The organism is Streptococcus sp. S5, from assembly GCF_034134805.1.
GTDB lineage: Bacteria > Bacillota > Bacilli > Lactobacillales > Streptococcaceae > Streptococcus > Streptococcus lingualis.
On sequence record NZ_CP139419.1, the window covers coordinates 1,226,486 to 1,242,120 of the forward strand.

The window sequence follows — 15,635 nt, forward strand, 5'->3', positions numbered from 1 at the left end:
AATGATTTTATAGGAAATAACGTTCGGAAATTACAAGATAAAAACCTGTTTCAAAAAAGAAAACAGGTTTTATTTATGAACATTTTGGAGCCAATTGTTGACTTCTCTAGCTACAATTTCTGGCGCCTCTGTATACAGTTCGTGCCCCAAAGCATCTAGCAAAACTTGCTTGATCTGGGGATCTAGTTGCTTCAGAGCTTCTTTTCTCCATTCAGGTTCTTCTTGGTATCGAGGTCCAATAAAGAGGACAGGCAGGTCTGCCAGTGGAATTTGGTAAGCCTTGATCTGACGCCGTAGACGAAATAAGGCCATGACCTTTTCGAGATCCAGATTTAATTCATATTGTTCACTTGCTGGATTCCAGCGAAAGCTAGCCTCTACTGCTTTTCGCGCTATAGGAGTAGGATCTTCTCCATCACCAAGTTCTGATAACACGGCTTCTTCTAAAGTTGCAAAGACTTGTTGCTTCATGAAAGACGACGTGCCTTCTAGTTCTTCTTCAAGAGGCAGGATCTTTTCCATATCCAGATACCCCCCATCCAGGAGAATCAAAGCCTGAATCTGAGGAAACTCACTAGCCAGATAACGAGCCAAATCTCCACCTAAGGAATGACCCAATAAACAGATTTCTCCCACCTGGCCAACCCGACCTTGGAACCAATCACGAAGATCGTTTTCTGTCTGAATCATTTCCCTATAGGGATCTAGAAAGGTCACAGGAAAGCCTAGCTCATCCATTAGTGGAGCCAGATGGTAGCTATTACCACCTAGGCCACCGATAAAATAATACTGCATGTGTTTTGTCTCTTCCTTTTTATTTTATAATGAATTCCTTAATTGGTCCGCACTAGTCTTTTCAATCCAATATCGCTCCTCTTTGGGTATCAAATGATCGAATTTCCCTGAAAAAATCTTCCATCCGTTCGGCACATATCTTTCGTAGTTTTTCATTCCCAGATGGTTTGAATAAAACTCCTCTTTATCAAAATCGATTAAAAGATTCGGGAGTAAACCTTTTCCTTCAAAAATAATCTCTGAATGTAAGTCCTCACAATCCATTGAGCGTTTGATCATTTCGATCAATTCTTCAACCGTCACCTTCAGCCAATCATCTTTATACATTTCTAAGTAGCTCTCAAGATTGCTTTTTGTAATCACATGAAGATTCTGTTGAATCTCAGGTAAATAGGAGAAATCAATATCCAGACCTGCTTCCTGGTATGCCTGAATATATTTATCGATATCCATTGTCCACATATCGTTTGAACAAATATACCAGTTAAACTGATGATTTGTAATAACCCCAACAGTATTTATTTCTGGTTTCTCTATCAATTGGTCTTTATCCACTGGTTTCTTCACCTCTTCACCTATCTACTTGTTACGAACTGACAATAAGGCTTACTTACCAAGCATTATATATCTATGATACCGAATTATACTTTGATAAGCAAGTTAGTGACCGAGTCGCTAGCAAAAAAAGCCAGCTAATATGACTCAGCTGACTGATGTCATATCTAATAAATTTTTCTCTGCTCGATCATCTGGCAGAAAAAGAAAGTATCCCACATTCTCTAATATTCTATAAAACAAAAAAGCACTCTGCAAAAACAGAGTGCCATCGTCTTTAATACTTTATATTCCGTTCGACAAACTTGAAGTTGTTTACTTACAGTATTCCTCTATTTTGTAGCTATATTCTTTTAGAAGTCCCCGTGAATAAATTTTTTTATTTTTTGAATCTCTAACTTCTTTCCAAAGGATAGCCGCAACTTTTAACTTGTTGGAGTAATGATTGCTAAATTCATCTGCACAAAAGTCTTTTAGAAATTGATTCCATTGGCAAGCTGAATTATCATACTTGGCGTAGTCTGACTCTCCATAGTATATTTTAATCATATCTTGGATTGTAAAATTTATGTTGTTGTCCCGTTTTACTTTTCGCCAAGCAGTAGCCATATCAGCATTAAACTTAAACGGATTAACACCTGTTACAGCTGAAAAATAATCACGAAATTTCTGATTAAAGGAAAACCCACATTCAAGTAATGATGTATTTAGGGTTATTATTTCGGTTTGATTTTTGTTTCTTTTCCTCAAAACTTTTTCTACTCTATTTCCCCTAAAATATTGTTCTATAATATGATTTAATTCTTTTTTTGTACATCTGTATTCTAATCCAAGGTACTTACAAATTTGTGAAAGCTCTTCTCGATACCAGTAGTATCTGTTAAATTCTTCAAATGATTTTATATCTCTAAAATCAGGTCTATGTTCTTCCAAATGCTCACCTCTACAACTCAAAATTTATCTCATTATACCATAGATAATAAAAGTCATATCAATTTATACCCATGCCACATAAAGCTATAACAGAAAATATTACAATTTTGTAATTACTGTATTTCTATTAAGCTTAACATTCTTATAAAATAAATAAGAAAAACAAACGATATAGTCCATCACTAGTAACAAGAAATACTAGAAGTTGAAAGATATAAAAACATTGAAATGGAAAGCATAGCAATAAACAAAACAGTCAGTAAAACGATGGTTTTGTTGTGTTGTTTCACTTGCTTTCTAAATTCCTCTTTTGAATTTATCCGCAGACGCCCTTTGTATCTTGATTTAGTCATGGAACTTCTACGAAGTTCGCTGACGTCCGCACTCACTTAAGAAAAGTTTTTTATAGGACTTTATCTTCAATCTGAGACCGATAAAACCTCTTTGTTTTAATCTTTCTAACTGAATTGGATACAAAAAATCCACTCACTCGTAGGTGAAATGGATTGTTTTTTTTATTAACGGTTCAACAAGAAATTGAACAATTTTTCGACAATTTTTACGACCAACCAGCATAAGAATCCGATATAGCTAAAATAGAAAATAAGTGACAAAATCGTAATAATCATGGTTTCCTCCTTCGTCGATTGCAAGTACTTGTCTTATTATACCTTTTTATGCAATCGAACTCAATAGAATTTTGAAAATTGTCTGATTATTCTTTTTCTTCTTTAGCTTCTTTAGCGTCTTGATCAGCTTCTTCACTGCCTTTATTGACAGCTGACTTAAATTCAGCAAACATTTTGCCGATGGACTGACCCAACTCTGGCAGGCGTTTTGGTCCAAAAATCAAGAGGGCGCCCAGGATGATGATGATCAAACCTGGTGCACCAATATCACGTAAAATTCCCATTAGTTTCTCCTTTTTCTTAAATAGATGACTTTACTGATGGCGACACTGACTTCGAATAAGAGGATCAAAGGGAGTGTCATGGCCAAGTCACTGATAAAGTCTGCAGGGGTTAACACGACGGCTAAGACCAGCAGAACAAAGTAAGCGTAACGTCGGTAGGTTATTAAAAACTGCGGTGTCAAAAGTCCAATCGAGGTCAGAAAAGCTACCAAAACTGGTAACTCGAACAAGACCCCTAAAGGCAAGGTGGTGTGCCATAAGAAGGTTAAATAATTTTGTGCCGTTAATTGGGTATCAAACAACCCTTCTCCCAAGCGCATCAGGACCTCTAAAATAGCTGGACTGACAAAGAAATAACCAAATGCAAGCCCCAGCACAAAGCAAATAAAGCTAGCTGGGATGTAAGCAAAGACTGCACGCGCCTCCTTCTCCTTCAAAGCCGGCCTTACAAATTGCCAGATCTGGTAGACAATAAAGGGCAAGGTCAGGCTAAAGGCTGTGAGATTAGCCAGCGATACATAGATCCAGAGGATATCATTTGGTCCCAGTACCAGCAGTTTTTGATGCAGGCTAGCCGTCAAGGCTTGGTAAAGCTCTCCACCAAATACAAAAGCCACCAGAAAGACGATAATATAACACAAGACCACTGCGATCAATCGTTTTCGAAATTCGACCAAGTGCTCAACAATGGTCATTTCATCTGCTCTACTCTTTGCCATGCTGTCTCACCGTGATAAGGGCGATCAAGGCCACAAACATTAACTGAGGAAGAAGAACTTCCCAGCTTGGATAGATCCCCGCCCAATCGATGGTTGGAAGTCCATTGACCAAATGGCTAGGTAGGATATTGGTCAACTGAAGGGCGTGGATGCTGACACCGAGCATCTTGAAGGCCAAAGCGTAAATCAACCACGTCAGAATGAAAAAGATTCGATGAGGTTGGATAGCTTGACTAGCCTTGGTCATGGCCACTGCAATAATGATGAGAACAGCTATAGCAAGCCCGATTCCCAGTAAGAAATTCGCAGTTGTAATCCGCGGAATGATCCCGACATAAAAGAGAATGGTCTCAGCCCCTTCACGAAAGACTGCTAAGAAACTGAGGGCAAACATAGAGACAAAGCTTCCTGTAGCCGTCACTGTCTTCATTTGACGGTCCATAAAGGCATTCCACTGTTTGACAGAGGACTTGCTGTGGAGCCAAATTCCGATGAGGATCATCATGACCACAGCGAAAATCCCAACGCCACCTTCAATGATTTCCCGATTAGACCCCGAAGTAACAGCTGGAAATGCTACTTGCAGAACAAGAGCAATCGCTGCACTGGCAAGAACACCAGCAATAGCTCCACCATAAACCCATTTGAGTCCTTTCCTCATCTTAGCAGCCTTAAGGGTCGTCACAAGCGCCATCACGATCAGAAGGGCTTCTACTCCTTCACGCAGAAGGATCAACATGGCATCAAAGGCGTTGTAAGAAGCTGTCGTATCGACCGCAGACAGATCCCTGATCAAGGCTTGTAATTTCTCTTGATAGGCCTTTTCTTTCCCCTTGACCATTATAACCGGGGATTCACTCTCTACGCGCGTGTAGAGACTTGGATTGGTCGTGCTAACATCTCCCTCGATGGTTGGCCAGATCGTGATGAACTGCTTCATAGTCGCTGCAGCAGATTTATCGTCGCCGGATTGAAATTGGCTTTGCGCCTTCTCCAAAAGCTTGATCCCATCGTTCAGCGTCAAATCCGTACTGGCACTGCTAATGGCCTCTCCTTTTACAAAGGCATCAATCCCATTTTTGAGGTCGTCATAAGAGGACTGGATGTTGGTAAAATCGGTAGGCTCTGTTTCAATACTACTGCGTAAGAGCGAAATGGCCGTCTCGATTTTGCCATAGTAGGCTGTGCTGTGATCTCTTACCACCGCTTCGTTTCGCGTCCATGTGTTATTGAGATCTGCATAGGTTTGACGGGTTTTATCCAGATCCTTAGCTGTAATAGCCTCTTGTAGGTTCTTAAAATAAGGTGCGAGGCGACTCACGAGTTTGTCTTTTTCCGCCTCTAAATCGACCGGATTTTGCTCTTTTTCAAAAGCGAGCAAGGCAGATGAGATCTTGGTGAGATCGTCTTTGCTTACCTCTCCTTTTATAGCCAGGGCTTGGCTAACTTTTTTCCCTGCCTTGGAATCATGGTGGTCTTTGGATTCAAAATCAGCCTGAATCTCAGCGATCAATTCCTTGGCCTTATCCTGGTCCTTATTTTGTACAGCGGTTGTTGCATCTGTGATCTTGATAAAGAGATCGCTATAAGATTCCGCAGCTACCGGATGAGTCCAAAACAAGGCAAGAAGGCCTAACAAGATCAAGAGTTTATTCAAAGAGTGCTTGACCAAGATACCCTCCTTTCTCGACGCCTGCAAAGCAAGCAAAGAGTCCACTTCCGATATGGGTGATGTACTCGTTCATTTTGTCCACCGCGCCCAAGTTGGTTTGGATTTTGACAAAGCTGTTCGGATCCTTTTGAAAGGCGATAAAGATCAAGCCGGCATCAAATTGCCCAGTCTGTTCATTGATGCCATCCGAATAGGAATATGACCGCCGTAAAATCGGCCGATCCACTTCTTTGGCCAAACGGACATGTGAATCTACTGGTAGTTTAGATAAATCTACTTCATCAAATTCGTTGGTTTTACCAAAGGGAGCGCCAGACTCCTTGTAGCGACCAAAGGTGTTTTCTTGCTCTTGCAAATTGGTCCGGTCCCAAGTTTCCAGGTGCATTTGCACTAGGCGAAGAGCCATATAGGAACCACCCTTCATCCAATCCTTGCTATCAGTCCAGACGACCTTGTCAAAATCCTTCTCAGTCGTGACATTTGCTGTTCCATCCTTGAAACCAAAGAGGTTGCGCGGTGTTTCTTTTCGGTCACCAATAGCTGCAAATCCTGATTTGCTCCACTTCATGGTAATGGTATTGCGACCCTTACGAATCAGATTTCGCACCGCATGAAAGGCTACTTGCTCATCGTCTGCACAGGCCTGAATGACGATATCGCCACTAGTGTATTTGTCCTGCAACTGCTCCTTTGGAAATGGAGGCAAATCACGAAAGAGTTTCGGACGTTTGGACTCCAAGCCCAGTTTCTTTAGAAAGGAAGCCGATACCCCAAAAGTCAGACTCAAACGATAGGGGTTGAGTCCCACTGTTTCACCTGTATCTGTTGGTGGCAAGAGGGCATTGGAACCATCTCTTTTAACTAACTCTCCTTCGACTAATTTACTACTGTAATCGGTCCAGTCTTTAAAGAGCTGGATGACTTCTTTTTTGTCTGTCGTATGAAGATCTAACACAACCAAGTAGCAAGCCTTCTGCATAGGTGTCGTAATCCCTGCTTGGTGCTTGCCATAAAAGGAGATGTCTTCATCTCCATCATAAACTTTTTTGCTGGAACTGTCTTGATTAGCGAAAAAAGCAGATGCACCAGAGAGACCCAGCGCTAGACCAGCCCCTCCAATACCTGCTTTTTTAAGAAATTCACGACGGTCCATTTTTTTATCTAAAAATTTTTCGTCAGCCATTTTTCTTATTTCCCATCTAAAATCACACCCATTTGAGACAACGGTTCACCAAGTTTGGTCACAGCTTCTGCCAATTCCTTGGTATCTTCCTTGGATAAATCTGTGTAAGACTTATAGTTTGAATCATCTGTCATGTGTTTGTCCAATAAAGCATTTACATTCTTGAATTCTGCTTCCAAGGTTTTAACCAATTTAGCATCTTTTTTCTCAATCAAGGGTTTAAAGAGAGAGAAGATCTTTTCAGCCCCTTCAATATTGGCACGGAAGTCGTAAAGATCTGTATGAGAGAAGACTTCTTCTTCACCCGTAATCTTTTGCGTTGCCACTTCATTGAGCAGATCGACAGCTCCGGTCAACATGATATCCGGTGTGACTTCTACTGTAGCAATTTTAGCTTTCAACTCCTTGATATCGTTCACCAGTTGGTCAGCGTATTTGTCTGTTCCATCTGTAGTATTGTTTTCCCAAAGGATACGCTCAATCCGGTGGAAACCTGACCAGCCATCTTCTGATTTATTTTCATCTACATAATCCACCAAGCGGTAGTCGATTTTGACATCCGATTCTCCAAAGGTTTCAGCAATCGGCTCAGACCGTTCATAGGCCATACGAATCAAGGGATATTGCTTTTTAGCTTCTTCCAAATTACCATCTTTTAGGGTAGCTCGGAATCCTTCTGTATCTTTGAGCAATTGGTCAATTTGCATTTCAACAAAGTCTTTGTATTCAGCTGTCGCATTGTCCAAGGTCTTCTGGTCAGCCTTTGACAACTGCACCGTTGAGCTGGTTTGCGTCTTTTGGCTCGAATGTTTGCTAGTAGAATTTGCACACCCTGCTAAAAGAGCAACACTCAATAAGAGTAGACTATATTTTTTCATGAAAGACTTCTCCTCATTTGTTCTTGCCCTTATTTTACCAGATATTTTCTCATTTTTCAATAATTGTCTGAAAATTTAATAATAGAAAAAATTTTCTGAGAATCAGTCTTTTACAAAAGAATATCTTTGACCCGTCCGATTTCAGATTCTTTAACCACCACAAAGATACTATCCCCTAGATACAAGCGGGTTGCACCATTGACCGTATAGCTCTTACCACTTCGCATTTGCGTGGTGATCAAGATATCTTGAGGGAGGTGCAGTTCATGAACTTGTTTTCCTGCAATCTTTTCTGATACAGGGATCTCAATTAAAGTCAACTCTCCTTCTTCTTGCGCCTTATCCGGCAACAATTGCTCGAGCATGGCTTCATAGACTGGCGCTCCATGGAAGAGATCCATGATCATATATGCTAGCAAGGTCACCATGCCTAGGGGCATTAAACTGCGAATATCACCGACCATCTCTGTCACTAAGATCATAGCCGTTAATGGCGCTTTTGAAATAGCCCCAAAATACCCACTCATGCCTAAAATAATGAAGAGAGGCAGCTGATTTTGAGAGATAAAGCCAATGTTTTGGAGGAAGGTTCCAACGATGGCCCCTAAAAGTGATCCTAATGCTAGTATAGGCAGGAAGATGCCACCTGGTAAGCCACTACCATAGCTCAACATACTCCAGATGAAACGGATCGCAAAATAAAGAAGGATGGTCAGCACTGGATACGGTACTCGAGCTAAATCCAAGACCAATTGATTCCCACCACCAAGAATTTGGGGAAGAAAATAGCCGATTGGAAGAATCAAGACAAAGGCAAATAAAGAAGAATAATGAGAAGGAACATGGAAAATCTTCTCAAGTAAGCGATACAATCGACCGATATTGAGAACCACTATTTCGTAGACATACCCTGCTGCCCCTAAAAAGACTCCAAGAAAAAGATAAATCCAGTACTGAGACAGATGGAGCGGTGGAATATTTTGTGGCATATGAAGCACTGGTGTTTGACCAAAGACATTGAGTGAAATAAAATTAGCAGTCAAACTAGCAGCCAAGGTCGAAATCCAAAAGAAACGTGAAAAATGATGGTAGACCTCTTCAACCACAAATAAGAGCCCCGCTATAGGTGCATTAAAGGCAGCAGCAAGGCCAGCAGCAGCCCCACTTGCAATCAAAGATCGCTCCTCAACCGGGCTGACCTTCAAATGATGGGCCACTCCTTTTCCCCCCATTGCTCCTAATTGAATACTAGGACCTTCACGACCAAGCATCAAGCCACTTCCGATGGCCAAGACACCTAAAATATACTTCTTCCACAGGGTATCCCACCAACTCACCGCCAAGAGCCCCTTGAGTTCTGCTTCGACTTGCGGAATTCCTGATCCCTTGATATCCCGATTGGTGCGAATAAGGCGACCAGCAATCAATACGATCACCCCATAACCCAATAGCATAGCAAGTAAATAAAGTGGTTGACCAGACATCTCCTTGTAAACGCCTTGAACAAAATGAAAAATATGTTCGATCAAAAAACGAAAACTCGAGACGATGCAGCCTACAACAATCCCAACCAGAACACCTCTGACAATATGGGCCACAATCGAACTAGAGGCAAAATGAAATTCCTTTTTTAAGGCTTCTTCTTTTTCAGACATTCCCTAACTCCTTCAAACTCTTATCCTATTCATTATACCTTATTTCACTGCCTCTGAATACATGTAAAGACAGAAAAAAACAAAACTACCCTTGTTAGTTTTGTTTAGAATGTAGACAAACCATTTTATCTAATAAAAATAAGTTAAGAATTTCTACAAAGAAATATAAATGGAACGAATAAAGAAAAATCAAAACTTTCCGCTGTGAGAAAAGTGCCTGAAACTGTATTGTTTCAGGCACTCGGAATTATTGAGACCTTAGGCTCAATAATTAGTCATGGAACTTCTATGAAGTTCGCTGACGTCCGTACTCACCTAAGGAAAGTTTTTAATAGAACTTTAGCTATTATTCAGCAGTTAAAGGTGCCATTGTAATGTAGTTGTAAGGTTTGTTGAAGTGTGGCAAGAAGAACAAGTCTGTCAAAGCCAATTTATCAATCGTTACGTGTTCTTGAATCGCAAGTGAGAACATGTGGATAGCCATTGAGATGGCGCTATCACGTGATACCATTTGAGCTCCAAGGATTTGACGAGTATCTTTATCATAGACGATCTTGATACCAACTTCGTAGTTATCGTGTTTGATAAATTCAGGTTTTTGAAGGTCGTTGAAGCCAGTTTCAGTGGCATTGAAGCCTGCAGCTTTCGCTTTTTCAAGAGTCAAACCAGTTGAAACCATGTGAAGGCCGTAGATAGAGATACCGTTAGAACCTTGAACACCGATTCCTTCCAATTCATGACCAGTCGCATTGTAGGCACCAACAATACCTGAACGAACCGCATTAGACGCAAGAGCGATGTAGCTCATTTCGTTACGAGCGTTATCAAAGATAGTCGCACAGTCACCAACTGCGTATACACCTGGAAGTGAAGTTTCTTGTTTCTTATCAACAAGGAAAGCACCGTTGCGGAAGAGTTCAATCTTACCATCAGCAAGAGCTGTATTAGGACGGAAACCAACAGCCAAGATAACCATATCTACATCGAAGGTTTCTTTATCGGTTACAAGGCGTTCTACCTTACCATCTCCTTCAACCGCTTGAACCGTTTGTCCAAGTGCCAAACGGATGTTGTGGTCTTCCAAGTTTTTCGCCATGATGTCAGTGAAGTCTTTGTCGTAGTAACCATTCAAGACAGTGTCCACGATATCCACCAAGACAACGTCTTTACCAAGACGTTCGAAAGCTTCAGCAAGTTCAACACCGATGTAACCACCACCAACGACGGCGATACGGTTCAAGTGTTTGCTGTTGTCTTTCAATTTTTCGATCACTTCTTCAGCGTTTTGGTACAATTTAACGAATTGAAGATTTTCAAGAGTTGCTTTGAATTCGCGGTTACCAGGAACGATTTCAACTCCTTTAATTGGAGGAATGATTGGTGTTGATCCAGTCGCAAAGATCAATTTTTCGTAAGATTCTTTGTGTTCTTTTCCATCAACTTCTGCAGTCACCACTTTGTTGTCATAGTCAATTGAAAGAACAGGAGAGTTCATGTAGACTTTTGCACCTTTTGCTTCCAATTTTTCTTTGTCAGAGTAGAAAAGACCTTCAGGACCATCGATTTGTTCACCGATCCAAAGTGCCATCCCACATCCAAGGAATGAAATGTTTGAGTTTTGGTCAAAAACCACAATTTCATTTTCATTTCCGAAATTATCTAACATAGTGTTGATACAAGCTGTTCCGGCATGGTTAGCCCCTACAACAACGATTTTACTCATAGAATAAATCCTACCTTTAATTTAATTTACTTCTTGAGTATATCATAAAAATGATATCGGTTACAATTATTTTGCTCAGAATTTGTGATCTTTTTTTCAATTTTCCAGAAAATCACATTTCACATGTTTCAAAAAATGTCAAACAATATGCTTGAAAGGATTGTGAAAACGATATCTTTTTGATATACTGTAAGTAAGTGAAAATAGGAAAGGATAGATTTTTAGTGGACCTAAGTAGTCGATCCGAACGGTTGATGGGAACGACCATCACTGTTTCGATCTATCACCCACAAGCGAATGAACTCTTAGCCCGCTGCTTTGAACTTCTTCGCTCCTACGAACATCGCTTCAGTGCTAATGATGCAAGTTCTGAACTCATGGAGGTCAATCACCAAGCTGGTATTGTTCCTGTCCAAGTTCATCCAGATCTTTTTGATCTGATTGCATTAGGTACCTTGCATAGTCAAGCTCAAAACAGCCATTTAAACATCGCCATTGGTCCTCTTGTACAGACCTGGCGAATTGGATTTTCAGATGCTAGACGTCCCCAGCAAGGGGAAATTGATCAAGCCCTGGCCAAGATCGATCCTCACCAAATCCAGCTCGACCCAGAAAACCATACAGTCTTTCTGATGCGTCCTGGAATGAAGATTGATTTAGGAGCCTTGGCTAAGGGTTATAGTGCAGACTGCATTGCTACCTTTTTAAAGAGCCAGGGAGTAACAGATGCCTTGATCGATCTTGGAGGAAATATCCTCACTGTCGGTCAACACCCCATCAAACAACAGCCTTGGCGGATTGGCATTCAAAATCCAGTCGAAAAAAGAGGTCAGCACCTACTGGTCCTCTCTGTCAAGGATAAATCTATTGTCACCTCTGGCATCTACGAGCGTCATTTAGAAGTTGACGGCCAGTCGTTTCATCACATCTTTGATAGCGCGACGGGCTATCCGGTCGAGACAGACTTAGCCAGTATCACCATCATATCTGATCGATCCGTAGACGGGGAGATATGGACTACCCGCTTGTTCGGGGAATCTCCTGCTTCTATCCTCTACACTGTTGAATCACTTCCTGGTATAGATACCTTATTGGTTTCTCAATCAGGCAAGATCGCCTATACAAGTGGGCTTCAATCTTATTTATAATTCTCCTATCAGAAAGGAATTTTCCATGATAAAACTTATTGCGATTGTGGGGACAAACTCCAAACGTTCTACAAACCGTCAACTGCTTCAATACATGCAAAAACATTTTGCTGATAAGGCTGAGATCGAATTGGTCGAAATTAAAGATATCCCTGTCTTTAACAAACCAGCCGACAAACAAGTACCTGAAGCTGTCTTGGATATTGTTGCAAAAATTGAGGAGTCTGATGGGGTCATTATTGGGACTCCAGAATACGACCACTCTATTCCAGCAGTCTTGATGAGTGCACTCGCTTGGCTCTCATACGGAGTCTTCCCATTGTTGAATAAACCAGTCATGATTACTGGGGCTTCGTACGGTACGTTGGGATCTTCACGCGCCCAACTCCAACTTCGCCAAATCTTAAATGCTCCAGAAATTAAAGCGACTGTTTTGCCAGATGAATTCTTGCTCTCTCATTCATTGCAAGCCTTTGATCAAAATGGAGACTTGGTGGATTTAGATGTCATTCAAAAATTAGATGCCATCTTTGATGATTTCCGTGTGTTTGTGAAAATCACAGACAAATTGCGCAACGCCCAAGAATTGCTTCGCAAAGATGCTGAAGAATTTGACTGGGAAAACTTGTAAGATAGGAGACAGAAAAGAATGAAATTTGTTGGACTTGTAGGCTCAAACTACGATCAATCATATAACCGTAAACTTTTGGAATTCATTCGCCGCCAATTTAAAATCAAATTTGAATTGGAAGTTCTTGAAATCGACGAAGTTCCAATGTTTAACCAAGATGAAAAATGGGACGAAAGTTTCCAATTGCGTCTTTTATATAACAAAATCACTCGTGCAGATGGTGTTATCATTGCCACTCCAGAGCACAACCATACGATCTCTGCTGCTCTCAAGTCTGTTCTTGAATGGCTCTCTTTCGAGGTGCATCCATTTGAAAACAAACCGGTTATGATCGTCGGTGCTTCTTACTATGATCAAGGGACTTCACGTGCGCAAGTTCACCTCCGTAAGATCCTCGATGCCCCAGGTGTCAATGCTTATACCCTTCCAGGAAATGAATTCCTTCTTGGAAAAGCGAAAGAAGCTTTTGACGAAAACGGCAATATCATCAACGAGGGAACCGTCAAATTCCTTGAAACCTGCTTGGATAATTTTATGAAATACGTTGAGGTTGTATCTAAATTGAAAAAACCAAAACCAATTGAACCAGAAGACTTGGATTGTAATCATCCAATCGCTACAACTGTTACTGAAGTCGATCCTGACGATCCAGATTGGGTAGAAAAAGTAGCTGAAATCACTGGTGCCGTTTCTGGCGATACCTATGTCAAACTCGACCACGGTATCCTAACCGTTAACCAAATTGATATGTTCTTAAAGGCTATGCCATTTGAATTGACTTATGCCGATGATAACAACCAATTCCTCTACTACAACAATGCCCATCAAGATCCAGATACCATGTTTGCTAAACGCGTGCCACCTCAATCAGGAAGCCGGATGTCAACCGTTCACGGCTCCCTACCACCAGCACGTATGAAAAACGTGGAATGGGTGATTGGTACCCTTCGTAACGGTAACCAAGACTATGTTCGGACCATTGTTCCAGGATCTCCTGAAGGCGTGATCAACACTCACAACTACCAAGCTATGTACTATGAAGATGGTTCTTACGCTGGTATCAATGAGATTGTCTTCAACTTCAAACCATGGTTGGACTGGTACCTGCAAACAACAGGTCAACGTCTAGTTGGCGGAAGCGGTCCATTTGCTCCTGCTGGTGGACACGGTAGTGCAGATGCAACTTCTGGTGCTTCTGATGCTGGAGGACATGGTGACGGAGGGCACGGAGATGCCGATGCCACTTCTGGTGCAAGCAACTAAGAAACTAGAAAAAAATGAAGCTTCGTGCTTCATTTTTTTATTGTAACTCCTTGATGATCTTCTTAGCATCTTCGTTTGAAATAGCCCCTAATTGGACATGTCCAATTTTCCCATGACTGTCTATAAAGACTTCTGTAGGAATAGAGCGAACCTGATAATCTGCAAATGCAGAACCATCTGGATTGTACAAGACCGGTACTGACTTGTAATCTTGTTGATCAAACCATTTGACGAATTCTTCTTCTGTTTTTTCACCTTGGAGTCCTGGTGCCATAATGGTCAGAATTTCAAAGTCTCTATCTGTATCCTTGACCAATTTCTCTAATTCGGGCATACTTTGCCGGCAAGGACCACACCAGGTTGCCCAAAATTTCAAATAAACCTTTTTCCCTTTGTAGTCTGAAAGTTTGACCGTATTCCCCTTCATATCCTTTAGTTCAAAGTCACTGGCGTCTTTTCCCACCAAAGGATTCTTATTCGTTGTTGTATTCATTGTTGGCTGATTGTCCATACCACTCTCACTGGATTGATTCATGGAACAAGCTGACAGCAAAGCTAGAGAAATTACTGAGAAACAAGCGTATTTAAAACCTTTCATCATGCGTTAAACCTCCGGATTATTTTATGAAAAGATAGATGACAAACTGTTCAATTGTCCCAAAAGTAAGAGAATTCCCATCAGAATAATGATGGCTCCGCCGATTTTCTTCAGCAATAACAAATGGGGTTTGAGACGATTAAAGTAAGGTAGGACCAGACTAGATGCTAAGGCCAACAGTAAAAACGGAAGAGCCATTCCCAAGGTATAAACAAGGAGATAAATAGCTCCCATAAGAGCATCTTGTCCATCTGATGCTGCTAAAGCAAGAACTGATCCTAATACCGGACCAATACAAGGCGTCCAACCAAAACTAAAGCCAAGACCAAGGAGAAAAGCTGAAAACAATTCATTCTTCTGTTTGTTGGCTCCAAAATCTACTGATTTTTGCTTTTCAAGGAAATGAAAATGAAAGACTTCCATTTGATGAAGACCAAGGATAATGATGAGGGCTCCCATCAGATAACGGAACCAATTGGTGTACATGATCTTTCCTAGCAAACCCGCTCCAAAACCAATGAGGAGGAAAATAACAGAAATACCGGCAATAAAACAAAGGGTTTTCAACAAGCCATGCCAGCGAATTTTTTTCCCGAACAATCGGATAGCCTTTTCCTGATCACTTCCTAGCAAGATTCCAATATAAACCGGTAGCAAAGGAAAGACACAGGGAGAAAAGAAAGACAGAATACCCGCAAGAAAAACTGTCAATGAAAAAATGATTGGATTCATAGTTCACTCCGTATATTGATATGCTACATTCAGTATAGCATTGACTGACAAAAAAGAAAAATTTCTGCTACGTTTTTTTACTAAAGTTTGGATTTGGGTACTAGTTTCAAAAGAAAGACCCTAAAGCCAATAACTTTAGAGTCTAAGTTGTGGTGAAAAACTAAAAGAATATATAAGGCACATTCAAGTATACATTGAAACTTTCCGCCGTGAGAAAAGTGCTAGAAACAGTGATGT

15 protein-coding genes are annotated in these 15,635 nt (G+C 41.0%); 3 read left to right on the forward strand and 12 right to left on the reverse strand.

Translation table 11 applies throughout. From position 1 onward, the window contains the following. Window positions 1–69: 69 nt before the first annotated feature. The 10 genes from SM123_RS05775 to nox form a co-directional block, all read right to left on the reverse strand. Window positions 70–795 (reverse strand): alpha/beta fold hydrolase, encoded by a 726-nt coding sequence (locus tag SM123_RS05775; protein ID WP_195327141.1) that lies wholly within the window; start codon window positions 793–795, stop codon window positions 70–72. Window positions 796–819: 24 nt separating this feature from the next. Continuing rightward, window positions 820–1,362, reverse strand: coding sequence for a hypothetical protein (locus SM123_RS05780; RefSeq protein ID WP_320909190.1), 543 nt, complete (start codon window positions 1,360–1,362; stop codon window positions 820–822). A gap of 303 nt (window positions 1,363–1,665) precedes the next feature. Then, entirely contained in the window at window positions 1,666–2,283 is a 618-nt protein-coding gene (locus SM123_RS05785; protein ID WP_070450088.1) for an SAP domain-containing protein, read from the reverse strand. Window positions 2,284–2,998: 715 nt separating this feature from the next. Beyond that, complete coding sequence (locus SM123_RS05790; RefSeq protein WP_320909191.1) at window positions 2,999–3,196, reverse strand: Sec-independent protein translocase subunit TatA/TatB; 198 nt, start codon at window positions 3,194–3,196, stop codon at window positions 2,999–3,001. Next, on the reverse strand, window positions 3,196–3,915 hold the full coding sequence (gene tatC, locus SM123_RS05795; RefSeq protein WP_150906053.1) for a twin-arginine translocase subunit TatC: 720 nt from the start codon (window positions 3,913–3,915) through the stop codon (window positions 3,196–3,198). The genes SM123_RS05790 and tatC overlap by 1 nt, the downstream gene beginning before the upstream one ends. Further along, entirely contained in the window at window positions 3,902–5,587 is a 1,686-nt protein-coding gene (locus tag SM123_RS05800) for an FTR1 family iron permease (RefSeq protein ID WP_320909192.1), read from the reverse strand. Before SM123_RS05800 ends, tatC begins: the two co-directional genes overlap by 14 nt. After that, window positions 5,565–6,770: an iron uptake transporter deferrochelatase/peroxidase subunit gene (gene efeB, locus SM123_RS05805; protein ID WP_320909193.1), complete on the reverse strand. Its 1,206-nt coding sequence runs from the start codon at window positions 6,768–6,770 to the stop codon at window positions 5,565–5,567. Before efeB ends, SM123_RS05800 begins: the two co-directional genes overlap by 23 nt. A gap of 5 nt (window positions 6,771–6,775) precedes the next feature. Then, a complete protein-coding gene (gene efeO / locus SM123_RS05810) occupies window positions 6,776–7,648 on the reverse strand; it encodes an iron uptake system protein EfeO (protein WP_320909194.1) in 873 nt (290 codons plus the stop codon). A gap of 110 nt (window positions 7,649–7,758) precedes the next feature. After that, the gene (locus tag SM123_RS05815; protein WP_320909195.1) at window positions 7,759–9,303 is read right to left on the reverse strand and encodes a ClC family H(+)/Cl(-) exchange transporter; all 1,545 of its coding nucleotides are present in this window, start codon (window positions 9,301–9,303) and stop codon (window positions 7,759–7,761) included. A 346-nt stretch (window positions 9,304–9,649) separates the two neighbouring features. Continuing rightward, window positions 9,650–11,026, reverse strand: a complete 1,377-nt coding sequence (gene nox, locus SM123_RS05820; protein WP_320909196.1) for a H2O-forming NADH oxidase — start codon at window positions 11,024–11,026, stop codon at window positions 9,650–9,652. Between the two features lie 224 nt (window positions 11,027–11,250). On the opposite strand from nox, the gene SM123_RS05825 reads away from it, so the two are divergent. From SM123_RS05825 to SM123_RS05835, 3 genes are read left to right on the forward strand one after another with little or no spacing between them, the layout of a single operon-like run. Further along, complete coding sequence (locus SM123_RS05825) at window positions 11,251–12,174, forward strand: FAD:protein FMN transferase (protein ID WP_320909197.1); 924 nt, start codon at window positions 11,251–11,253, stop codon at window positions 12,172–12,174. Window positions 12,175–12,199: 25 nt separating this feature from the next. Beyond that, on the forward strand, window positions 12,200–12,805 hold the full coding sequence (locus SM123_RS05830) for an NADPH-dependent FMN reductase (RefSeq protein WP_320909198.1): 606 nt from the start codon (window positions 12,200–12,202) through the stop codon (window positions 12,803–12,805). An 18-nt stretch (window positions 12,806–12,823) separates the two neighbouring features. Further along, entirely contained in the window at window positions 12,824–14,068 is a 1,245-nt protein-coding gene (locus SM123_RS05835; protein WP_049507732.1) for an NAD(P)H-dependent oxidoreductase, read from the forward strand. Between the two features lie 37 nt (window positions 14,069–14,105). Here SM123_RS05835 and SM123_RS05840 read toward each other — a convergent pair whose 3' ends face one another. Together SM123_RS05840 and ccdA2 are read right to left on the reverse strand one after the other, a co-directional pair. Beyond that, the gene (locus SM123_RS05840) at window positions 14,106–14,669 is read right to left on the reverse strand and encodes a TlpA family protein disulfide reductase (protein ID WP_083312671.1); all 564 of its coding nucleotides are present in this window, start codon (window positions 14,667–14,669) and stop codon (window positions 14,106–14,108) included. 21 nt (window positions 14,670–14,690) lie between these two features. Then, the gene (gene ccdA2, locus SM123_RS05845; protein ID WP_003007221.1) at window positions 14,691–15,398 is read right to left on the reverse strand and encodes a thiol-disulfide oxidoreductase-associated membrane protein CcdA2; all 708 of its coding nucleotides are present in this window, start codon (window positions 15,396–15,398) and stop codon (window positions 14,691–14,693) included. Between the last annotated feature and the right edge of the window lie 237 nt (window positions 15,399–15,635).

Bases quoted from the DNA above. Each gene is read 5' to 3' on its own strand.
- SM123_RS05775 (WP_195327141.1), bottom strand. From the start codon at position 795: ATGCAGTATTATTTTATCGGTGGCCTAGGTGGTAATAGCTACCATCTG.
- SM123_RS05790 (WP_320909191.1), bottom strand. From the start codon at position 3,196: ATGGGAATTTTACGTGATATTGGTGCACCAGGTTTGATCATCATCATC.
- tatC (WP_150906053.1), bottom strand. From the start codon at position 3,915: ATGGCAAAGAGTAGAGCAGATGAAATGACCATTGTTGAGCACTTGGTC.
- efeB (WP_320909193.1), bottom strand. From the start codon at position 6,770: ATGGCTGACGAAAAATTTTTAGATAAAAAAATGGACCGTCGTGAATTT.
- efeO (WP_320909194.1), bottom strand. From the start codon at position 7,648: ATGAAAAAATATAGTCTACTCTTATTGAGTGTTGCTCTTTTAGCAGGG.
- SM123_RS05815 (WP_320909195.1), bottom strand. From the start codon at position 9,303: ATGTCTGAAAAAGAAGAAGCCTTAAAAAAGGAATTTCATTTTGCCTCT.
- nox (WP_320909196.1), bottom strand. From the start codon at position 11,026: ATGAGTAAAATCGTTGTTGTAGGGGCTAACCATGCCGGAACAGCTTGT.
- SM123_RS05830 (WP_320909198.1), top strand. From the start codon at position 12,200: ATGATAAAACTTATTGCGATTGTGGGGACAAACTCCAAACGTTCTACA.
- SM123_RS05835 (WP_049507732.1), top strand. From the start codon at position 12,824: ATGAAATTTGTTGGACTTGTAGGCTCAAACTACGATCAATCATATAAC.
- SM123_RS05840 (WP_083312671.1), bottom strand. From the start codon at position 14,669: ATGATGAAAGGTTTTAAATACGCTTGTTTCTCAGTAATTTCTCTAGCT.
- ccdA2 (WP_003007221.1), bottom strand. From the start codon at position 15,398: ATGAATCCAATCATTTTTTCATTGACAGTTTTTCTTGCGGGTATTCTG.